Consider the following 19,102-nt stretch of genomic DNA (forward strand, 5'->3'; position numbering starts at 1 on the left):
TTCCTTTACATCGTCACGCGGTCAGGTTCCGGCTTGTACTTGTCGATCTTCGACCACCACGGCATGGTCAGGAAGAAGAGGAAGTAGTAGGCGCTGAGAATCTGCGCCACCGGAGCACCCGGAATGACGTCGAAGAAAGCGTACGACGGTGCTTTCGTGCCAAGGAAGCCAAGGATGAAAAAGGAGATCACGAAGATCGTCAGCAGGGTCTTGAAGATCGGGCCACGATAACGGATCGACTTGACCGGGCTGCGGTCCAGCCAAGGCAGGAAGGCCAGGATCACGACGCCGCCACCCATCGCCACGACACCCCAGAACTTGGCGTCGATGCCGAACAGCGGCCAGACCATGGCCCGCAGCAGCGAGTAGTAAGGCGTGAAGTACCAAACCGGCGCGATATGCGGCGGCGTCTTCAGCGGATCGGCGGGAATGAAGTTGTTGTACTCGAGGAAGTAGCCGCCGCCTTCGGGAGCGAAGAAGACGATGATCGAGAAGACCATCAGGAAGACCACGACGCCGACGATATCCTTCACCGAGTAGTACGGGTGGAAAGGGATGCCGTCGAGCGGAATGCCTTCCGGAGTCAAGCGCTTCTTGATCTCGACGCCGTCCGGGTTGTTCGAGCCGACTTCGTGCAGCGCCAGGATGTGCGCAGCGACGAGGCCAAGCAGCACCAACGGCACGGCGATGACGTGGAACGAGAAGAAGCGGTTGAGCGTCGCGTCGCCGACGACGAAATCGCCGCGAATCCAGATCGAAAGGGGTTCGCCGACCAGCGGGATGGCCGAGAACAGATTCACGATCACCTGCGCACCCCAGAAGGACATCTGTCCCCAGGGCAACAGGTAGCCCATGAAGGCCTCGGCCATCAGGCACAGGAAGAGCAGGGTGCCGAAGATCCAGATCAACTCGCGCGGCTGCCGATACGAACCGTAGAGCATGCCGCGGAACATGTGCAGATAGACGACCAGGAAGAACGCCGAGGCACCGGTCGAATGCATGTAGCGAATCAGCCAGCCCCAGGGAACGTCGCGCATGATGTACTCGACGCTGGCGAAGGCGACCGGAATACCATCGGCGTTGAGCGAGGCGTCGGGCTTGTAGTGCATGACCAGGAAGATGCCGGTGACGATCTGAATGACCAGCACCAGCATCGCCAGGGAACCAAAGAAGTACCAGAAGTTGAAATTCTTCGGTGCGTAGTATTCGGAGAGGTGGCCGCGCCACATCGACGTCGCCGGGAAGCGAGCGTCAAACCACTCAAGCAGATTGCCCTGCAGGGAACCATCCGACTTGTACTTCTCGAAATTGGTATTCGACGCCATTGCTTAGGCTCCCTTCTTGTGTTCACCGATGAGGATGCGCGTGTCCGTCAGATACATGTGCGGCGGCACCTCAAGGTTGGTCGGGGCCGGCTGGCTCTTGAAGACGCGACCGGCAAAGTCGAAGTGGGAGCCGTGACAGGGGCACAGGAAACCGCCAAGCCAGTCGGCAGCCATGCCGTCTGCCGGACCGTGCTTGAATTTCGCCGAAGGCGAGCAACCGAGGTGGGTACAGATGCCGACGACGACCATGTACTCGGGCTTGATCGAACGCGTCTCGTTCTTGCAGTACTCCGGCTGCATGTCCTTGTCCGATTTGGGGTCGGCCATGTCCTTGTTGAGTTCTGGCAGCGTCTCGAGCATCGTCTTGCTGCGGTTGATGATCCACACCGGTTTGCCGCGCCACTCGACGGTCATCATCTGACCGACTTCGAGGTTGCCGATGTCGACTTCGACCGGTGCGCCAGCTGCCTTGGCCCGCTCGGACGGCAGCATGCTGGACAGGAAGGGTACCAGCGCAACCAGCGCCCCCGCCCCGCCAACGGCAGCGGTCGCGACGACCAACCGTCGCCTTCCGCAGTCCACTTTGCTCTCATTGCTCATAGCGCTGATCCCTAGCACGTAATGGAAAGTTGGTACCAACTAAACCGCGGCATTATACGCCAAACTTGATGCAGGGAGAATTGCGAGGTGCCCGGAATTGCCTACGGGGCAAGCGGTCGGCGTTCGCGCAGCGCCTGCGCCAGCGTTCCGGCGTCGACGTATTCGAGCTCGCCGCCGACCGGGACGCCACGCGCGATGCGCGAGACGCTGACGCCACGGCTCTTGAGCATTTCGGAGAGGTAGTGGGCGGTCGCTTCGCCCTCGTTGGTGAAGTTGGTGGCGATGATCACTTCGCGCACCACGCCGTCGCTGGCGCGCGCCAGCAGGCGTTCGAGGTGCAGTTCGCCGGGGCCGATTCCGTCGAGAGGCGAGACGCGGCCCATGAGCACGTAGTAGAGCCCGGAATAGGCGTGCGTCTGCTCCATCATGTTCATGTCGATCGGCGTTTCGACGACACATAGCTGGCTGGCGTCGCGCCTGCTCGACAGGCAGCGGCCACAGACCTCGGCCTCGGTCAGCGTGTTGCAACGCTGACAGTGACGCAGTGCGCCGAGCGCGCGCTGCAGGGCGTCGGCCAGGCGCCCGGCGCCTGCCCGCTCGTTCTGCAACAAGTGGTAGGCCATGCGTTGAGCCGACTTTGGACCAACGCCTGGCAAACAACGCAAAGCCTCGATCAGCGCTTCGAGGCTCGACGGGGCGTTCATCAGAAGGGCAGTTTCATCCCGGGCGGCAGGTTGAGCCCTGCGGAGAAGCCGGCCATGCGCTCCTGGGAGAGTTCCTCGGCGCGGCGCATGCCGTCGTTCAGCGCGGCCGCAACCAGGTCCTCGAGCATTTCCTTGTCGTCCATCACCGACGCATCGATGCTCACCCGGCGCACGTTGTGGCTGCAGGTCATCAACACCTTGACCATACCGGCGCCGGACTGGCCTTCGACTTCAAGCTGGGCCAGCTCGTCCTGCGCCTTCTTCATGTTCTCCTGCATCTGCTGAGCCTGTTTCATCAGGCCGGCGATTCCGCCTTTCATCATCTTTGGTGCCTCGCTCTGGGGTAGGGGATTAAACGGGTTTTATCGACGATTCGATGAGCGTGGCGTCGAACATCTCGATCACCTCGCGTACGAAACCATCCTGCTCGACTGCGGCGATGGCGCGATCCTGGCGCTGACGACGATCACGCTGCGCGCTGGCCGCCGGCGTTTCGCCGCTGGTCGCTTCAAGTTCGACAGCCAGTTGCTGCGGGCTGCCGAAATACTCGCCCAGCGCCTGCTGCAACTTGTCCTGGGCGGGTTTCATCAACAGGTGGCGATGGGCCGGCGCCAGGCGAAGGACGATTCGTCCTCCCTGCCGCTCGCGCAGCTCGCAGTGCTGGGCAAGCTCGCGCGCCATGCCGCTGACCTTGAGTGCGGCCAGCATCTCGTGCCAGTCGCCGGTCGTTGGCGTCGCTGGCGGCAACGCCGCCGGCGGCACGGACGGCGTGGCGACCGCTGCCGCCGGCTGAACGACCGCGACGGGTGTCGAACGGGCGAGCGAAGCGGCGGTTGAAGACCCTGCGGGGGGTGGCGTGCGCGGCGCGGCTGGCGACGCCAAGACGGCCGACGAGGTCGCTGCCGAACGGTCGGCGACGGCCCTGGTCGCACTCGCTCCGGCACCGGCGTCGTCGCTGGCGAGCGCCGGGCGAAAGGCGTGCAGGCGTAGCAGGGTCATCACGAAACCGGCCTGCTCGTCGGGCGCCAAAGGCAGTTCCCGACGACCATGGACGGCGATCTGGTAGGCGAGCTGGACGAACTCGGGGTCGAGGGCGGCGGCCAGCGCCTCGATGCGCAAACGCTCGGGCAGGTCGTCGGCGATCGCCTGCGGCGCCAGCTGGGCGATCTGCAGGCGGGTGAACAGGGCGGCCATTTCCTGCAGCGCGGCGTCGAACGACAGGCTGCGCGCCGCCATCTCGTCGGCGACGCGCAGCATCGCCGCGGCGTCGCCGGCGAGAAGGGCGTCGACAATCGACAGCAGGTGGTCGAGATCGACGGCGCCGAGCATCTCGCGCACCTGCGCTTCCTCGACCTTGCCGGCACCGTGCGCGATCGCCTGATCGAGCAGGGAGAGCGCATCGCGCATGCTGCCCGCCGCCGAGCGGGCGAGCAGCTGCAGCGCACCGGCGTCGGCGCTGATCGCCTCGTCTTCGAGGATCTGCTTGAGGTGAGCGGCGATCAGCGGCTGCGTCATCTGCTTGAGGTTGAACTGCAGGCAGCGCGACAGGACGGTCACCGGGATTTTCTGCGGGTCGGTGGTCGCCAGGATGAACTTGACGTGTTCGGGTGGCTCTTCGAGCGTCTTCAACATGGCGTTGAACGCCGAGTTCGAGAGCATGTGCACTTCGTCGATGACATAGACCTTGAAGCGGCCGCGTGTCGGCGCGTACACCGCGTTCTCGAGCAACTGCCGCATTTCGTCGACCTTGGTATTGGTCGCTGCGTCCACTTCGAGCAGATCGACGAAGCGTCCGCCGTCGATTTCCTGACACGCCGAACAACTCCCGCAGGGCGTTGCGCTGACCCCGGCCTCGCAATTGAGTGCCTTGGCCAGGATGCGCGCCAGCGTCGTCTTGCCGACGCCACGGGTGCCAGTAAACAGATACGCGTGGTGCAGTCGCTGCGCCGTCAGGGCGTGCGTCAGCGCGCGGACCACGTGCTCCTGGCCGACCAGGCTGGCGAAGTTGCGCGGGCGCCATTTGCGCGCCAGGACTTGGTAACTCATGGGCGGATTCTAGCAGATGGCATTTGCGGCTCCGGCAGCGGCAAGGGACAGAGGCTGGCGATTTGCGGCCTGCAAAAACGGGGGCATGAACGGAAGCGGCGACGCAAGGAGGGCCGATCGGGAGAACGGCGGGCAGAAATGAAGGTGGCGAGCCTTACCCCCGGCACTCACATAAGACGGCTGTGGCTGCTTCCTTCCGGACCTGACCAGGTTCACCATCCTGCGATGCGGGGAGACCCGCCACGAAGAATGCTATCACATCAGCCACCGCCGCGTCGGAAATGGCGCTGGAAGTCGGCGATGAACGCGGCCTGCTCTTCGGCGCTGCCGCCGGCGAAGGCGATCGACACGTCGAGGCGCGGCAATTGCAGGATGCCGAGCTGCAGCGCCGGCAGGGGACGGCAGCGGATGTCCACGCTGCGCCCGGCCCGGTGCAGCAACCAGCAACCGTCGGCCGGCTGCCGCACCTGCCAGCCGGGCAGCATAGGCTGCAGCTGGCGGCTGAACTCGGGCAGCGCCAGGGTCATCGCGAATTGCCGCAGCACCGGGTCCCGGAAGCCTAGCCGCCGGCGATCGGCGGCCAGATCGCCAGCACATCGCCAGCGCTCAGCGTACGCGCGCCACGCTCCGGCGGGGGAACGAACTGGCCATTGAGTAGAACCAGGTGCACCAGGCGCGGCGGCAGCGCCCGGCTGGCGATCAGCGCTGCGACGGTGGTTTCGTCGGGAACGTCGAGGGCGACGGCGTTGCTGCGCCGCGCTTCCGCCGGCAGGTAATCGGAAAGAAAGGCGTACAGCTTGAGCGTGATCGGCATCAGTGCGTCGCCGCCAGGCCCTTGGCGAGATAGGCTTCACTGAGCAGCAGCGGATTGGCCAGCAGGCGCGCCTTCCAGTCGCCAAGGCGGACCCGACCCTGGATCAGGCCGCGCAGGACACCGATGTTCTCGGTGTGACCGATGCTGTTGGCGCCGACCAGTTGCTCGCCGTCGAAGACCAGCCGCAGGTAGCGAAACCCGGCTTCGTCGAGCAACTGTGCGCAGCTGCAACCGGGGAACTCCTGCCACTGCCCGAACGACGCGGAGATCAGGCCCATGGTGTCGAGAACGTTGAAGACGAAGGTGCCCGGCAGGGCGGCCGCCTGGCCGGCCATGTTCAGCGCGGCAATGCGCGCCTGCTCGACGGCGTCGGGCTGGATGGCATTGACCACGCGACGCCCGGTAGCGAACTCGACCGCCTCGGCGACGTCACCGGCGGCGTAGATGCCGGCGACGCTGGTCTGCATCGAGTCATTGACGAGAATGCCCTGATCGACGGCGACGCCGCTGCCGGCGAGAAAATCGACGTTCGGCTTGACGCCGGTGGCGTTGATCAGCGCGTCGACCTCGAGGATTTCGCCGTCGTCGAGACTGACCCGCAAGGCCTCGCCCGCCTGTTCGATGGACACCACTCGCCGTGCCGTGCGCACCTGCACGCCCTGGCCTTCGCACCAGCGACGGATCATCGCCCCGGCCACCTCGTCCATCATGCGCGGCACCATCCGCTCGCCCATTTCGACGACCGTCAGTTGCGGGCCGCGGGCGGCCAGCGACTCAAGAATGATGCAGCCGATGAAGCCGGCGCCCATCTGCACAACGCGCGCCCCCGGCGCGACGGCGGCGGCAATCCGGCGCGCGTCGGCCAGGGTCCAGCACGACAGGACCTGTGGCAGGTCGATGCCGGGAATCGGCGGCCGTACCGGATGCGCGCCGCTGGCAATCAGCAGCCGGTCCCAGGCGAGGGTGCTGCCGTCGGCCAGGGTGACGGTCTGCTGGCCGGCGTCGAGCGCCGCGGCATGGCCGTGCACCAACTTGATGCGTAGGCGTTCGAAGTGATCGGCGTCCTTGCGCAGGTAGGTGCCGGCCTCGCCGATCTTGCCGCTCAGCAGGTAGGGAATGGCCATCCGCGAGTACGGCGGTTCGGCTTCGTCGCCGATCAGGGTGATTTCGGCCTGCGCGTCGGCGCGGCGCAGCGTCTCGGCGGCAACGACCCCGGCCGGGCCGTTGCCGATGATCAGGTGTCTGATCACTTCACAGCCCCAGGCGCGAGCGGGTGGCGGCGGTGGGAACGCCGTCGGGAGTCCAGCCGCGCAGGCTGTAGTACTCCGGAAGCATCTTGCCGATCTCGGCGACCATGCCTTTCGAGCCGCCGGTCTTGCACGGTTCGTTGAGCAGCCGCGGCGGCAGCGTGTCGTCCTTGCCGGTGATCCCGGCAGCGAGGTTGAAGTCGCGTTCGAGATTCCAGATGCGCTCGCCCATCTGCAGCAGCGCATCCTGCGACCAGTCGCCTTCGCACGCCGCCTGAATCTGCGGCTGGATGTCGTTCATCGTCCACGCAAAGGTGGTGAACACGCACAGCCCGCTGGAATCGACGACCGCGGTGGCGTCCTGGAAGGCCTTGAGCATCTCCGGCTTGCCGGCGGTTTCCCGGGGGTCGGTCTTGACCGGGATGCCGAACACCTCGCTGGAAACCATGTAGCCGCGCAGATGGCAGGCGCCGCGGTTCGACGTCGCGTAGGCCAGCCCCATTCCCTGCAGGGCGCGCCCGTCGTAGGCCGGGAACTCCTGCCCCTTGACGGTCATCGACAGTTCGGGCTTGCCGTACTTCGCACACACGCGCTTCGATCCCTGACCGAGGATCTTGCCGAAGCCTTCGCCACGCGCGGTCATCTCGGCCAGTCTGCACAGGGCTTCGGCCGAGCCGAACGGCGCCTCGAGGCCGATTTCTTCCTTGCTCAGGATGCCCAGGTCGTAGAGCTCCATCACCGCGCCGACGGTGGCCCCGAAGGAGATCGGGTCCATGCCGTCCTCGTTGCACAGGAGGTTGGCGAACTGCAGCGCTTCCAGGTCGTCGACGCCGTTGGCGCTACCGAGCGCCCACGCGGCCTCGTATTCGAGTCCGCCGTTGGCCCCCCAGTACTCGGGCTTCGTTTCCACCGAGAAGTGCGTCTCGTCGATGCGCGAAATGCGCCCGCAGGCGATGGTGCAGCCAAAGCATGCCTGATTGGTGACCAGGTGCGCGCGGCCGTCGCTGGCACGTTTTTCGTGCATCGCTTCGGCCGAGATCTTGCGTGCGCCTTCGAACTCGACGTCGCGGTGGTTGCGCGTCGGCAAGGCGCCCATCTCGTTGATCACGTTCATCAGCACCTGCGTGCCGTAGGTCGGCAGGCCCTGGCCGGTGACCGCGTTCTCGGCGAGCACCTTCTTGCCGGCGGTCGCGGCCGCCATGAAGGCCTTGGCATCGGCGATGTTGCCGACGCCGCGCGTGCCGCGCACGGCGATCGCCTTGAGGTTCTTCGAGCCCATCACCGCACCGACACCGGAACGTCCGGCGGCGCGATGCAGGTCGTTGACGATGGCCGCGAAGAGGACCTGATTCTCACCGGCGCGACCGATACTCGAAACGCGCAGCAGCGGATCCTGGTGACGCTTCTTGAGCGTCGCCTCGGTCGACCAGACGGTCGTTCCCCACAGGTCGTCCGCCGGCAGCAGCTCGGCGCGTTCGTTCTCGATGTGCAGATAGACCGGCGTCGGCGCCTTGCCTTCGACGATGATCATGTCCCAGCCGGCGAACTTCAGCTCGGCGCCAAAGAAACCACCGGAGTTCGAGCAGGCGATGACGCCGGTCAACGGTCCCTTGGTGACCACCGAATAGCGCCCGCCGGTCGAGGCCATCGTTCCGGTCAGCGGACCGGTGGCGTAGATGATCTTGTTCTCCGGCGACAGCGGATCGACCTTGGGGTCGATTTCACTGACCAGGTACCGGCTGGCCAGCCCGCGCTGGCCGAGGTACTGCGCCGCCCACTCCATGTTCAGCGCTTCGCTGACACAGCTTCCCTGGGTAAGGTTGACGCGAAGAATCTTGCGAGTCCATGCCATGGTCGTCTCTCCTCAAACCCGTGCCGCACTGTCGGTCTTCTGCGCCCACTTGCGCATCCGCTCGAGGCCGGTCCAGTCGCTGTCGATATAGGTGATGGCGTCCGTCGGACAGGCTTCGGCGCAGGCCGGGTCGCCGCCGCAGAGGTCGCACTTCTGCACCTTGCCCGTCTCGTGGCTGTAATTGACCGTGCCGAACGGGCAGGCAATCGTGCACACCTTGCAGCCGACGCAGACTGCGTCGAGAATCACCTTGGCGCCGGTGGATGCGTCGACCTTGATCGCCTCGACGGGGCAGGCGTTGAGACACCAGGCTTCGGCGCACTGGGTGCAGGTGTAGGGAACCTTGCGCCCTTCGTGATGGAAGTCAAAAACCTTGATCAATGACCGCGACGGGTTGAAGGCCCCGGTATGCTCGTACGAGCAGGCCATTTCACACTGCAGGCAGCCGGTGCATTTGCCCGGGTCGATGTGCAAGGATTTCTGCATGACGTCTCCTCCGTGAACAGATCGATGAGATTCTGCTGAATGACGCCGCAGTCCTCTTTTCCCGCTGCGACTGACTGATCACTATAGGCAATCGCCGACACTTGTAAAAGTTGCGCTGCAGCAATTGGGCGGGGGCGGCGGCTCGCGACTTCGGATGGCGATTGCGCAGCGCGCCGGCATGGCATGTGCGCTCGCAACAACTACGCTGTAAAGATTTGATCGCGGTTTGTGATAAGCGTGATTTCAGCTAGCATTGTTTTTTTGCTGCGCTGCAGCATATGAAGGTCAACGGATGTCGTCGCGAGACGTTAGAGTGCGCATTGGCGCAAATCCGCCAGGCATCCCGCCACGAAAAAAAAGGAATCATGTGTGACGAAACCAAGCAATCACCCGCTGCGCTTTGCGCTCAACTACGAGCTGCATGCCCGCCCCCCGGAAGCGCTGAGCATCCCCGAGCAGGCGTCGTATCTGGCGCTGGCCACCGATCCCGCGGACAGGCAAACCGAGTACGACAGCATCGTCGAGCTGTGCACGCGCTACGGCGTCCCTGCGCCGGCACCCGAGGTCAATCACTTCAAGGTCGATCTGGGCACCTTCCGGCTCAAGTGGGAGCGGCGCGCCGAGTGCAGCAGCTACACCTTCTTCCGCCAGGGCGAGTCCGGCGAACCCTTTGCCCAGCCGGTAATCGCCAGCGTGCCGCGGGCCTGGCTCGACCAGCTGCCGGGGCAGGTGCTGGTGGCAGCACACGTCGCGCTGCGCAAGGCACCGGCGGCCACGCCGGACAGCGACGAGCTGGCCAGCCTGTTCGAAGGCAACCTGCTCGTCGGCGGCCGCGTCGGTGACGGCGTCGCCAACGTGCGCGCCGACTTTCGTATTCACGCGGACGGCTTCAGCCGCTTCCTGATCGACGACATCAGCCTTACCCCGCGCCAGGCGGGACGAATGGTGCAGCGCCTGCTGGAGGTAGAAACCTATCTGATGCGCGCGCTGCTCACCCTCCCGGTCGCCAGGGCCACCCTGCCGGTGCTGGCCGATGCCGACCGCCAACTCTCGGCGCTGCTCAACGAAATGGTTGACGTCAGCAGTGAAGACGAACCCGCTCTCCTCGACCGGCTGACGCGGCTTGCCGCCGTCGTCGAGGGGACGATTTCGTCCACTCTGGGCAAGATTTGCGCGGCGCGCGCGTACCAGGATCTGGTCGAACGCCGCCTTGCCGAACTGCGTGAGGTGCGTGTGGAAGGCGTGCAACCCATCGGCGAATTTGTCAAGCGCCGCCTGCTGCCGGCGATGAGCACCTGCGAAACCGTCGCCAGGCTCCAGGACAGCCTGTCGGAACGGATCAGTCGCGCCAGCGAGATGTTGCGCACGCGCGTCGACATCGCCTTGCAGCGGCAGAACCAGTCGCTGCTCAGCACCGCCGCCCGACGCGCGAAACTGCAGTTGCGTCTGCAGGAGACGGTGGAAGGATTGTCGGTGGCCGCGGTCAGCTACTACGTGGTCGGCCTGGTCGGCTATGCCGCCAAGGCCATCAAGGCCGCTGGCGCGCCGGTCAATCCGGAGATCGTCACCGGGATCGCGATTCCGATCGTGGTGATCGTCGCCGCGCTCGGCGTGCGCCATATCCGGCAGCTGGTGCAGCGCGCGGTCACTTGACGGGTTTGCTCCAGGTCCTGGTTTCGATGGTGAAGATCCCGGCGGGGCCGATCAGGACGTGGTCGATGTTGAAGCCATCGCCCGTGAGGTCGTGGAAGACGTGATAGCCGTCCTCCCGCAGGCGCTCCGGGAACTGGCCGACCGCTCGTTCTCCTTCAATGCCTTGGTGGAGTGCGTGGAAGCGGAGCCGCAAGCGCCAGAATCTCCATGCGACAAACGCCAGCAAACCGAGGGCGAACGGCGAGAAGAGTTTAGGCCGGGGTCGCCGATCGGTGTAATAGCTCCACCACTCCAGCGACGTTACTAGGAGAAAACCAATCGCCACGAGGCCTGGTGTTTCCAGCTTGTCTCCAAGCAGTTTCCGGCGTTCTTCTCGTGTAGTTTTTCACGCAGTAGCGAACATAGGAATGCCAGCGGCGACATGGTTTCAAGCGGCTGTCCGGCGTGCTGAAAGTCGCGTCGGGAATTCAGCGCCACAGCCGCGTGCACGTCATTGCGAGGAGGCGTAGCCGACGTGGCAATCCAGAGGTTTTGATTTTCGCTCGGCGGATGTGGCGCACCAGTAGTCAGAGAATGGAACTGGATTGCCGCGTCGGCTACGCCTCCTCGCAATGACGGTGGCTGGGGTATGCCTGCCCGGGTCTCATCAGGAATGCCGCACCACAGTAGTGACTGCCCCGCGTTGCGCAAGGGCGTGTCCTTCAGCGGCGACCGTGTATTCGCCTTCTATGTGGACTCCGTGGCACTGCCGTTCAAGTCGCCGGCAATCAAGCGGAACTGCTCCAGCGCCGCTTCGAGGTCTTCGACGATTTCCTGCGCGATCACTTCGGGCGGGGGCAGATTGTCGCTGTCGGCAAGGCTGTCGTCCTTGAGCCAGAAGATGTCCAGGCTGGCCTTGTCGCGGGCGATCAGTTCGTCGTAGGCGTACACGCGCCAGCGGCCGTCGGGGCCGGCGCCATTGGCGGCGTCCGCCTGCTCGCTCCAGGTGGCCGCGCGGCCGTGGCGGTTGGCCGGGCGATCGGCAGGCTCGCCCGCACGCCGCCCCTGATACAGGCCGACGAACTCGTCCAGATCGGCGCGCTTGAGCGGCCTGGTCTTCAGCGTGAAGTGCTGGTTGGTGCGCAGGTCGTAGATCCACAGCTGGCGGGTCCACGGCGTCTGGCTGGCCGGCTTCTTGTCGAAGAACAACACGTTGGCCTTCACGCCCTGCGCGTAGAAGAGGCCGGTCGGCAGGCGCAGCAGCGTATGCACGTCGCACTCGTGCAACAGCTTGCGGCGGATGGTCTCGCCGGCGCCGCCTTCGAAGAGCACGTTGTCGGGGACCACCACCGCGGCGCGGCCATGCGACTTGAGCAGCGTCTTGATGTGCTGCACGAAATTGAGCTGCTTGTTCGAGGTCGTCGCCCAGAAGTCGTCGCGCTCGATGACGTCCTTCTCGGTGCTGCGCCTGCCGTCGGCGCCTTCGATCTGCGTGCTGCTCTTCTTGCCGAACGGCGGATTGGCGAGGACCACGTCGAAACGCTCGCCGGGGTCGGCGGCCAGGGCGTCGGCGACGACGATCGGCACGCTGGTCTCCGAGCCGATGCCGTGCAGCAGCAGGTTCATCGCGCACACCCGCGCCGTACCCTGCACCAGCTCCCAGCCGCGAAAAGCGCCTTCCTTGAGGTGGCGTTTCTCGTCGCGGGTAAGGTTCGGATAGTTGCGGGTGATGGCGTTGTGGGCGGTGAACAGGAAGCCGCCGGTGCCGCAGGCCGGATCGCAGACCGACTCGCCGGGTCGCGGCGCGATGGCGTCGACCATCGCCTGGATCAGCGGCCGTGGGGTGAAATACTGGCCAGCGCCGGACTTGGTGTCCTGCGCGTTCTTCTCGAGCAGGCCCTCGTAGGCGTCGCCTTTACATCGGCACCGAGCGACGACCAGTCTTCCTCGTTGATCAGGTCGACGATCACCCGTCGCAGCTTCGCCGGGTCCTGGAACTTGTTCTGCGCCTTGTTGAAGATCAGCCCGAGCGTGCCTTTTTCGCCGCCGAGCCGTTCCAGCGCGTGCCGGTAGTGGTCGAACAGCTCGTCGCCGTCGCGGGTCAGCAGCTCTGGCCAGGCGTAGAGCGCCGGGATGATGCTCGGCTGCCGGTACGGCGGACGCGAGCGCTCGTCGGCCATCTTCAGGAAAAGCAGGTAGGTGAGCTGCTCGACGTAGTCGCCGTAGCTCATGCCGTCGTCGCGCAGAACGTTGCAGTAATTCCAGAGTTTCTGGACGAGGGTGTTTGCGTTCATTCTTCCGGGGTCGGTTTGAAGCGCGTCAGCGCCGATTCAATGGCCTGCTGCAGGCGCCGATGCAGCACTTCGCGTGGCGGCAGCACGGTCAGGTACTCGGTCACGTGGATGCCTGCAGCATCGAGTTCGAGCAGTTCGACCTGCTCGGCGTTCTTGTCGGCGCACAGGATGATGCCCAGCGGTGAGCGTTCGTCCGCTTCGCGCTCGTGTTTGTCGAGCCAGCGCAGGTACAGTTCCATCTGGCTCTTGTAGGCGTGCTTGAAGCGTCCGAGCTTCAGTTCGACGGCCACCAGTCGCCGCAAGCGGCGGTTGTAGAAGAGGAGATCGACGTAGAAATCGTCGCCGTCGATCTGCAGCCGTTTCTGCCGCGCAACGAAGGAGAAACCCACGCCCAGCTCCAGCAGGAATGCCTCCAGCTCGCGCAGAATCGCGTCTTCCAGGTCACGTTCCATGTAGCGATCGCTCAGACCGACAAAGTCGAGCACGTAGGGGTCCTTCAATACCAGCGACGGGCTCAGCTCGCCTTTGGCGCGCAGTGCATCCAGTTCCAGCCTGATCAGCTCTTGCGGCTGGCGTGACAGCGCCGTGCGTTCATAGAGCATCGAGTCGATACGGCTGGCGAGCGTGCGCACGCTCCAGCCTTCGATGCGCGACATCTCGGCGTAGAACTCGCGCTGCAGCGGCTGCTTCAAGGGCAGGAGCTCGCGAAAATGCGACCAGCTCAATTGTCGCCACAGCGTGGCGACAATCGTCTCGTCAGGAAACGCCTCAGCGAACTGCAGCATGCGACGCAGGTTCTTTTGCTCGAAACCGCGCCCGTACTCGGCGGCCAATTGTCGCGACAGTGTGGCGACAATCTCTTCGCCATAATCGGCCCGCTTCTGACCCAGCACCTCGTCGCGGATGCGCTTGCCGACACGCCAGTAGAGCATCGTCAGGCCGATGTTCACCGCGGCGGCGGCGCTGCGTTGGGCTTCGGCGATGAGCTGGCGGAGATCCGACAGCAGTGCGTCGGCCTGCGGTGGTGATGGTTTCGATGGCTGTTTGCGGCTGGCAATGACGCCCTTGGCCGACTCATGGAGCTTGCGGCTCACCATCGCAGCAAACCCCGCAGGCTTGCTGTCCGATGGCCTGCCGCCCGACTGCTGAGGCCCGGCACAAGGCTATTGCCCCTGCAGTGACCCCGGCGTTTCTGGACGAAAGTGAACACGTTCATCGTTCAGGCAAGGAGTTGCTCGACCAGCGAGCGCGGTGAATGGATGGTGACGCCGCCGAAGGTCTGCCCGTAGCCAGGGCCGAAATGCGTGCGATCGCCGGTGACCAGCACCTCGCAGGCGAGCCGGATCGCAGCGGCGAGGACCGGGCGGTCCTTCTCGGGCAGCCAGTCCAAGTCCCCGCTGTGCTCGGCGGCCGGTGTTGCTGCGGCGATTTGCAGATCCGCCAGCAGTGTATTGAGCACGTCGAGCGCCTCTGGCCCCTTGGCGGTCAGGTTGCGCCGTGCCTCGGCGACGACATAGGCGTCGGCCCGGCAGTCATGGCCGCGATCGACGAGCAACTGCAGCATTGCGCGCACGGCACCGTCGGACTTGGCGGCGGAGAACAGGATGTTGGCGTCGAGGAACACCCGCATGGTGCGGTGTTTTCAGCGCCTGGCCGGCGGTGCGGGCCGGCTGGCGAGCACCTGCGCCAGTTCGGCCTCGGCGTCGTCGAACTCGCGCTCGCGTTCTGGCGTATAGATCTCGACCGGCAGCGTGACTGCCGGGCGCAGCAGGAGGCCCTCGGGCGTCGTCTCGGCGATCAACTGGTCGTCGGCCTTCAGCCCGAGCGCCTGGCGCAGCTTGGCCGGCAACGTGACGACGCCGCGGCTGGTGATGGTGAGAGTGGCTTTCATGGCTGCAGATTAGCAGAAAGGCAGAAACACTGCGACCGCGGGTGCACCGACGGGTTTTGCCTACGCGGTGGCGACCACGTGCTCGCTCTGCCCCGCGCAAGTCGCTCCCGGCGGGGCGAACGCCCGCGCCAGCACGGCCTGCCGCAGCACCTGCGCGCGCTTGAGGTTGGCATCGACCTCGGACTCGACTTCGCGGACGATCGACAGGCGGCGGTCGACTTCGGCGACGATACGGTGTTGTTCCGGGAGGGGTGGTAACGGTACAACCACATTTCGCAGAACGGCAAGGTTGATGTTTTTCTGTGCCGTTGCTGGCGCGAAGCGTTCAAGCTTCTCGCGACTCGTGCGGATGAAGAACTCGATAAAACGAGTCGTCGTCGCGTTGTCAGAGAGAAACCCGACGATGCTGTCCGGAAAGCACGCGGGCGTCCTGAGAATACCGGTTTCAGCTATGTTGGCTGCAATCGTTATGCAAAGCGTTCCTGCTGGCCATAGGCGGCTTTGTTGCAGACCGACCTCGCTATAAGTCTGGCTGAAGTCACAGATCGTTCCCTCCGAACGACGCACGTCGCCCGTTTGAATAAATGGGTAGGGCCCACCGTAGAGCTGTATGTCATCTCTCGGCCGGTGTTTGGACTTCCCCCTGTTTAGCTCACCAAGTCGAGGCAATGCGGCCCACTCCCAGCCGTTGGGTAGGGCTGGGATCGTCGCTGTTGGCCGTACGGCCGGTTCAACGTCGCGACCGTCACAACGGGCGAGTTCAGCTTCGGTGGGGACGAGGCGGCCTTCGACGGCGGCTTTGAGGACGGCGGCTTTGTAGCGCTTGAGGTTGGCCTTGACGCGCTTGAGGTTGGCGACGGCTTCGTCGAGGCGGGAAAACTGCTTTTCGATCTCGGCGACGATGCTATGTTGATCGTCGACTGAAGGCATCGGCACCTCCAAACCGCGCAGGATAGCTTGGCTGATATTGGGCTGCGCGCCACCAACTGCCTGGGCAACCAGATCGCCGCGGCGATGGAGTAGATACCAGAATAGGAAGCGAGCATCGAGTCCTTGCGGCGGAAAGATCGCACATACCGCTTGGTTCGTCGCAGCGGCCTGAGCAAGTATGCCTAGCTTTCCTACAGTCGCACCGTAGAGTGCGATCAGGAGTGTTCCGGCAGGGAAGATCCTCGCGCTTGAGTTTGCCAAACCCTCGTGGGTGATGAACTCCTCAACCTGCGACACAACCCCATCCGGTAGTTCACCCGACTTGACCCAAGGAATCGAGCCTCCGAAGTACTCAGAGCGTTTGCGACTGGGTGTCCCGCCGCTTGCGGTTCTGCAGATCTCGCCCAGTGCCGAACGCGCCCAATGTCGCACCTTGGGTCGATGTCCGGTCCGCGTAAGGGCCGGAAGTGTCACGCCGCCAACTCCCTGTTCAACTCCTCAATCACCTTCGGCAACTCCCCGCCAAAAACCCGATGCACTCTCCCCAGCCCGCCGCGCTGGTCGAACGGTGCGTAGCTGAAATCCTCGGCCTCGATGCCGAGATTGGACGCGATGTGCTCGGCCATCTTCTCCAGCCACCAGCGTTGCTCGCCCGTGAATCCCTTGCCGGCCGCCTCCTGCTGCGTCATCCACGCCCTGAAGTTGGCGGCGACGCGCTCGGGGTAGGGGACCAGTTCGTTCTCCTGGTGCATGGCGTAACGCACCAGCGAGACGAGGTCGGTGAGGATACGTCGCTGGCTGGCGCCGCGCACTCTCTTTCCTCCGCTGGACTTGTCGAGCGCGGCGTAGGCCTGCCAGAGCTGGCTTTCGGTCCATAGCTGCGGCGGCGCCTGCAGCGTGTCGGCGAGCGCCTGCAGGTCGGCGAAGCTCAGTGGTGCGCGGGTCGGGCGGTTGTAGAGGATCTGCAGCGCGGTGATCTCGTCGCGGTGCTCGGCGATGAAGGCCTCGAAACTCTGGACGATGCCCTGCGCGCGCTCGCGTGCGGCTGCGGAATACTCGGCGCCGAGCAGGCGATCCTGGGTGACGATGTCGATCACCAGTTCCTTCTGTGCTTTCAGGCTGAGCAGCAGCTCGCGCAGTTGCGGGTTGGCGAGTGGCTTGACCGCCTGGCGCAGCGCGTCTTCGGCTTGCTGCGGCGAGCGGTCGGTGGCGGGGTTGAGCGCCTGCACGATGGCACGCGACAGCTCCTTCAGGTCGACGCCGCCGGCAGTGCTGCGCACCCTGGCGCGTTCGGCGTCGCTGAGCTGCGCTTCGAGGCGCGAGAGGCGCAGCGCGACGCTGGAGAGCACCTCGGGTTCGACGTTGCCGAGGCTGACCGCCTGCAGCAGCGCGTTGAGCGGCACCGATTTTTTCTGGTCCATCGGCCGCGAGTCGGTCTTGTCGCGCTCGCAGACGCCGACGCAGTCGACGATCACGAAACGGTCCTTGTGCGCGTGCTCGCCGGGGGTGACGCTGCGCAGGTCGTCGTCGCTGACGATGCGTACGCCGCGGCCCTTCATCTGCTCGAAGAAGCTGCGGCTCTTGACGCTGCGCATGAAGACGACGATCTCGACCGGCTTGATATCGGTGCCGGTGGCGATCATGTCGACGGTGACGGCGATGCGCGGATAGTAGCTGCTGCGGAAGGCACGGATCAGGTTTTCCGGCGTGTCGCCGGTGCTGCGGTAGGTGATCTTCTGCGCGAAGTCGTTGCCGCGGCCGAACTCGATGCGCAGGATCTCGACGATCGCCTCGGCGTGGTTGTCGTCCCTGGCGAAGACCAGCGTCTTGGGCAGCTCGCTGCGCTGCGGGAAGAGGTCGCGCTGCCAGTTGTCGCGCAACGTGCGGGCGATGGTGCGGATCTGGTCGGGCGTCTGTACGCTGCGGTCGAGTTCGGCCGGTTCGTACTCGAAGTCGTCGTCGAGCTGCCAGTCGCGGCGCGCGCGGGTGGCCTTGTCGCGCACTTCCAGCCAGTAACCGGCTTCGACTGTCGCGCCGGCTTCGCTGACTTCGGTGCGGATGCGATAGACGTCGTAGTTGACGTTGACGCCGTCGGCGACCGCCTGCTCGTGGCCGTATTCCATCACCAGGTTCTGGTTGAAGAAACCGAAGGTCTGCTTGTTGGGCGTGGCGGTGAGGCCGATGAGGGTGGCGTCGAAGTACTCGAGTACCTGCCGCCACAGGTTGTAGATCGAGCGGTGCGCTTCGTCGGTGACGATGATGTCGAAGGTCTCGATCGGGATCGCCGGGTTGTAGTCGATCGGCTCGGGCTGCTTGAACAGGGCGTCGATGCCGGCCGTGCTCTGCTCTTCGTCGTCCACGGCCAGTTCGCGGCCCTTGAGCATCGAGTACATGCGCTGGATGGTGGCGATGCAGACGCGGGCGGTGGTGTCCAGGTGGTTGCTGGCGAGATGCTGGACGATGAACTCCTCGCCAAACTTGAAGTTGTTGACCGGCGAGACGTACTGGTCGAACTCCTTTTTCGCCTGGCGGCCGAGGTTGCCGCGGTCGACCAGGAACAGCACGCGGCGCGCGCCAGCGTACTTGATCAACCGGTAGATGAAACTGATCGCGGTGAAGGTCTTGCCGCTGCCGGTGGCCATCTGGATCAGCGCGCGCGGCTTGTTGGCGGCCAGCGAGCGCTCGAGGTTGTGGATGGCGGTGATCTGCGCCGGCCACAGTTGCTGCTTGCTGACGCCGTCGCCCCATTCGCTGAGCAGCTCGGGCATGGCGCGGACGCGAGCGAGGAAGGTAAGCGGTGCGAAATCGGCGTGCAGAGCAGTGCTGCCGCTGCCGGTGGTGAAGACCGGCGTTTGCGGCAGCGCCTTGAGCCATTCGCTCAGCGTTCCCGGCTGGTGGAAGGCGAAGACGTTGCGGGCGCGTGGCTCGGGGTCGAGGCCGTTGCTGAAGTGCGTTTCGGCGCCGGTCGATTCGTAGATGAAGGGCAGCGGCCGCCGCCATGCCGGCAGGCTGCGCGGCAGGCCCTGCGCGTAACGCGCCGACTGGATCTCGACGCCGGTGAGCGTCGCGCCCCGCTTCTTGGCCTCGATGACGCCGGCGGCCTTGCCGTCGATGTAGAGCAGGTAGTCGGCGAAGCCGTGCCCGGCTTCGAGCGGGAATTCGCACAGCGCTACACCCCGGGCGGCGTGGATGTCGGCCGCGGCGATGCTCTGCACCGACCAGCCGGCGGCGGTCAGGAGCTGGTCGATTTGCTCGCGGGCGCGTTGTTCGGCGGTGGGCAT

At 64.9% G+C, this 19,102-nt stretch carries 17 protein-coding genes, 1 other RNA gene and 1 pseudogene; 1 reads left to right on the plus strand and 18 read right to left on the minus strand.

The features are described from left to right. Nucleotides 1-5 precede the first annotated feature (5 nt). The 11 genes from QZ613_RS17790 to QZ613_RS17840 form a co-directional block, all read right to left on the minus strand. Nucleotides 6-1,325 carry a cytochrome bc complex cytochrome b subunit gene (locus QZ613_RS17790; protein ID WP_043568050.1) on the minus strand — a complete coding sequence of 440 codons (1,320 nt, stop codon included), beginning with the start codon at nt 1,323-1,325 and terminating at the stop codon, nt 6-8. A gap of 3 nt (nt 1,326-1,328) precedes the next feature. Continuing rightward, nucleotides 1,329-1,925, minus strand: a complete 597-nt coding sequence (gene petA / locus QZ613_RS17795; RefSeq protein ID WP_043568051.1) for a ubiquinol-cytochrome c reductase iron-sulfur subunit — start codon at nt 1,923-1,925, stop codon at nt 1,329-1,331. 101 nt (nt 1,926-2,026) lie between these two features. After that, complete coding sequence (gene recR / locus QZ613_RS17800; RefSeq protein ID WP_043568053.1) at nt 2,027-2,629, minus strand: recombination mediator RecR; 603 nt, start codon at nt 2,627-2,629, stop codon at nt 2,027-2,029. Continuing rightward, nucleotides 2,629-2,952, minus strand: coding sequence for a YbaB/EbfC family nucleoid-associated protein (locus QZ613_RS17805; RefSeq protein WP_043568056.1), 324 nt, complete (start codon nt 2,950-2,952; stop codon nt 2,629-2,631). The genes recR and QZ613_RS17805 overlap by 1 nt, the downstream gene beginning before the upstream one ends. Before the next feature lie 28 nt (nt 2,953-2,980). Beyond that, on the minus strand, nt 2,981-4,675 hold the full coding sequence (dnaX, locus tag QZ613_RS17810) for a DNA polymerase III subunit gamma/tau (protein WP_043568059.1): 1,695 nt from the start codon (nt 4,673-4,675) through the stop codon (nt 2,981-2,983). Nucleotides 4,676-4,818: 143 nt separating this feature from the next. Continuing rightward, an RNA gene (ffs, locus tag QZ613_RS17815) (signal recognition particle sRNA small type) lies at nt 4,819-4,917 on the minus strand. An 18-nt stretch (nt 4,918-4,935) separates the two neighbouring features. Then, nucleotides 4,936-5,202, minus strand: coding sequence for a hypothetical protein (locus tag QZ613_RS17820; protein WP_042336526.1), 267 nt, complete (start codon nt 5,200-5,202; stop codon nt 4,936-4,938). Nucleotides 5,203-5,234: 32 nt separating this feature from the next. Beyond that, entirely contained in the window at nt 5,235-5,489 is a 255-nt protein-coding gene (thiS, locus tag QZ613_RS17825) for a sulfur carrier protein ThiS (RefSeq protein ID WP_042336528.1), read from the minus strand. After that, a complete protein-coding gene (locus QZ613_RS17830; RefSeq protein ID WP_291863673.1) occupies nt 5,489-6,736 on the minus strand; it encodes an FAD-dependent oxidoreductase in 1,248 nt (415 codons plus the stop codon). The genes thiS and QZ613_RS17830 overlap by 1 nt, the downstream gene beginning before the upstream one ends. 4 nt (nt 6,737-6,740) lie before the next feature. Then, complete coding sequence (locus QZ613_RS17835; protein ID WP_291863644.1) at nt 6,741-8,588, minus strand: aldehyde ferredoxin oxidoreductase family protein; 1,848 nt, start codon at nt 8,586-8,588, stop codon at nt 6,741-6,743. A 12-nt stretch (nt 8,589-8,600) separates the two neighbouring features. Further along, nucleotides 8,601-9,074: a 4Fe-4S dicluster domain-containing protein gene (locus QZ613_RS17840; protein ID WP_043568064.1), complete on the minus strand. Its 474-nt coding sequence runs from the start codon at nt 9,072-9,074 to the stop codon at nt 8,601-8,603. A gap of 369 nt (nt 9,075-9,443) precedes the next feature. On the opposite strand from QZ613_RS17840, the gene QZ613_RS17845 reads away from it, so the two are divergent. Beyond that, nucleotides 9,444-10,727 carry a DUF3422 domain-containing protein gene (locus QZ613_RS17845; protein ID WP_291863641.1) on the plus strand — a complete coding sequence of 428 codons (1,284 nt, stop codon included), beginning with the start codon at nt 9,444-9,446 and terminating at the stop codon, nt 10,725-10,727. On the opposite strand, the gene QZ613_RS17850 is transcribed toward QZ613_RS17845, so the two are convergent. From QZ613_RS17850 to QZ613_RS17880, 7 genes and pseudogenes are all read right to left on the minus strand, one after another. Further along, entirely contained in the window at nt 10,720-11,052 is a 333-nt protein-coding gene (locus tag QZ613_RS17850; RefSeq protein WP_291983364.1) for a nuclease-related domain-containing protein, read from the minus strand. The two genes, QZ613_RS17845 and QZ613_RS17850, sit on opposite strands and share 8 nt — an antisense overlap. A 401-nt stretch (nt 11,053-11,453) precedes the next feature. Beyond that, nucleotides 11,454-13,000, minus strand: a pseudogene (locus QZ613_RS17855) (class I SAM-dependent DNA methyltransferase). Then, nucleotides 12,997-14,097: a PDDEXK nuclease domain-containing protein gene (locus QZ613_RS17860; protein ID WP_291983366.1), complete on the minus strand. Its 1,101-nt coding sequence runs from the start codon at nt 14,095-14,097 to the stop codon at nt 12,997-12,999. The pseudogene QZ613_RS17855 and the gene QZ613_RS17860 overlap by 4 nt, the downstream one beginning before the upstream one ends. 122 nt (nt 14,098-14,219) lie before the next feature. Further along, on the minus strand, nt 14,220-14,630 hold the full coding sequence (locus QZ613_RS17865) for a PIN domain-containing protein (protein WP_291983368.1): 411 nt from the start codon (nt 14,628-14,630) through the stop codon (nt 14,220-14,222). Nucleotides 14,631-14,642: 12 nt separating this feature from the next. Further along, entirely contained in the window at nt 14,643-14,891 is a 249-nt protein-coding gene (locus QZ613_RS17870; protein WP_043566339.1) for an AbrB/MazE/SpoVT family DNA-binding domain-containing protein, read from the minus strand. Between the two features lie 60 nt (nt 14,892-14,951). Next, the gene (locus tag QZ613_RS17875) at nt 14,952-16,295 is read right to left on the minus strand and encodes a restriction endonuclease subunit S (RefSeq protein ID WP_366144475.1); all 1,344 of its coding nucleotides are present in this window, start codon (nt 16,293-16,295) and stop codon (nt 14,952-14,954) included. Then, a complete protein-coding gene (locus QZ613_RS17880; protein ID WP_291983371.1) occupies nt 16,292-19,102 on the minus strand; it encodes a type I restriction-modification enzyme R subunit C-terminal domain-containing protein in 2,811 nt (936 codons plus the stop codon). The genes QZ613_RS17875 and QZ613_RS17880 overlap by 4 nt, the downstream gene beginning before the upstream one ends.

Origin of the sequence: Candidatus Accumulibacter sp. ACC005, assembly GCF_907163215.1 — a bacterium.
Lineage (GTDB): Bacteria > Pseudomonadota > Gammaproteobacteria > Burkholderiales > Rhodocyclaceae > Accumulibacter > Accumulibacter regalis.

What these genes read in the sequence shown, in the direction of transcription:
- QZ613_RS17790 (WP_043568050.1), bottom strand. Translation starts at nt 1,325, where the DNA reads ATGGCGTCGAATACCAATTTCGAGAAGTACAAGTCGGATGGTTCCCTG.
- petA (WP_043568051.1), bottom strand. Translation starts at nt 1,925, where the DNA reads ATGAGCAATGAGAGCAAAGTGGACTGCGGAAGGCGACGGTTGGTCGTC.
- recR (WP_043568053.1), bottom strand. Translation starts at nt 2,629, where the DNA reads ATGAACGCCCCGTCGAGCCTCGAAGCGCTGATCGAGGCTTTGCGTTGT.
- QZ613_RS17805 (WP_043568056.1), bottom strand. Translation starts at nt 2,952, where the DNA reads ATGATGAAAGGCGGAATCGCCGGCCTGATGAAACAGGCTCAGCAGATG.
- dnaX (WP_043568059.1), bottom strand. Translation starts at nt 4,675, where the DNA reads ATGAGTTACCAAGTCCTGGCGCGCAAATGGCGCCCGCGCAACTTCGCC.
- QZ613_RS17820 (WP_042336526.1), bottom strand. Translation starts at nt 5,202, where the DNA reads ATGACCCTGGCGCTGCCCGAGTTCAGCCGCCAGCTGCAGCCTATGCTG.
- thiS (WP_042336528.1), bottom strand. Translation starts at nt 5,489, where the DNA reads ATGCCGATCACGCTCAAGCTGTACGCCTTTCTTTCCGATTACCTGCCG.
- QZ613_RS17835 (WP_291863644.1), bottom strand. Translation starts at nt 8,588, where the DNA reads ATGGCATGGACTCGCAAGATTCTTCGCGTCAACCTTACCCAGGGAAGC.
- QZ613_RS17840 (WP_043568064.1), bottom strand. Translation starts at nt 9,074, where the DNA reads ATGCAGAAATCCTTGCACATCGACCCGGGCAAATGCACCGGCTGCCTG.
- QZ613_RS17860 (WP_291983366.1), bottom strand. Translation starts at nt 14,097, where the DNA reads ATGGTGAGCCGCAAGCTCCATGAGTCGGCCAAGGGCGTCATTGCCAGC.
- QZ613_RS17865 (WP_291983368.1), bottom strand. Translation starts at nt 14,630, where the DNA reads ATGCGGGTGTTCCTCGACGCCAACATCCTGTTCTCCGCCGCCAAGTCC.
- QZ613_RS17870 (WP_043566339.1), bottom strand. Translation starts at nt 14,891, where the DNA reads ATGAAAGCCACTCTCACCATCACCAGCCGCGGCGTCGTCACGTTGCCG.
- QZ613_RS17880 (WP_291983371.1), bottom strand. Translation starts at nt 19,102, where the DNA reads ATGCCCACCGCCGAACAACGCGCCCGCGAGCAAATCGACCAGCTCCTG.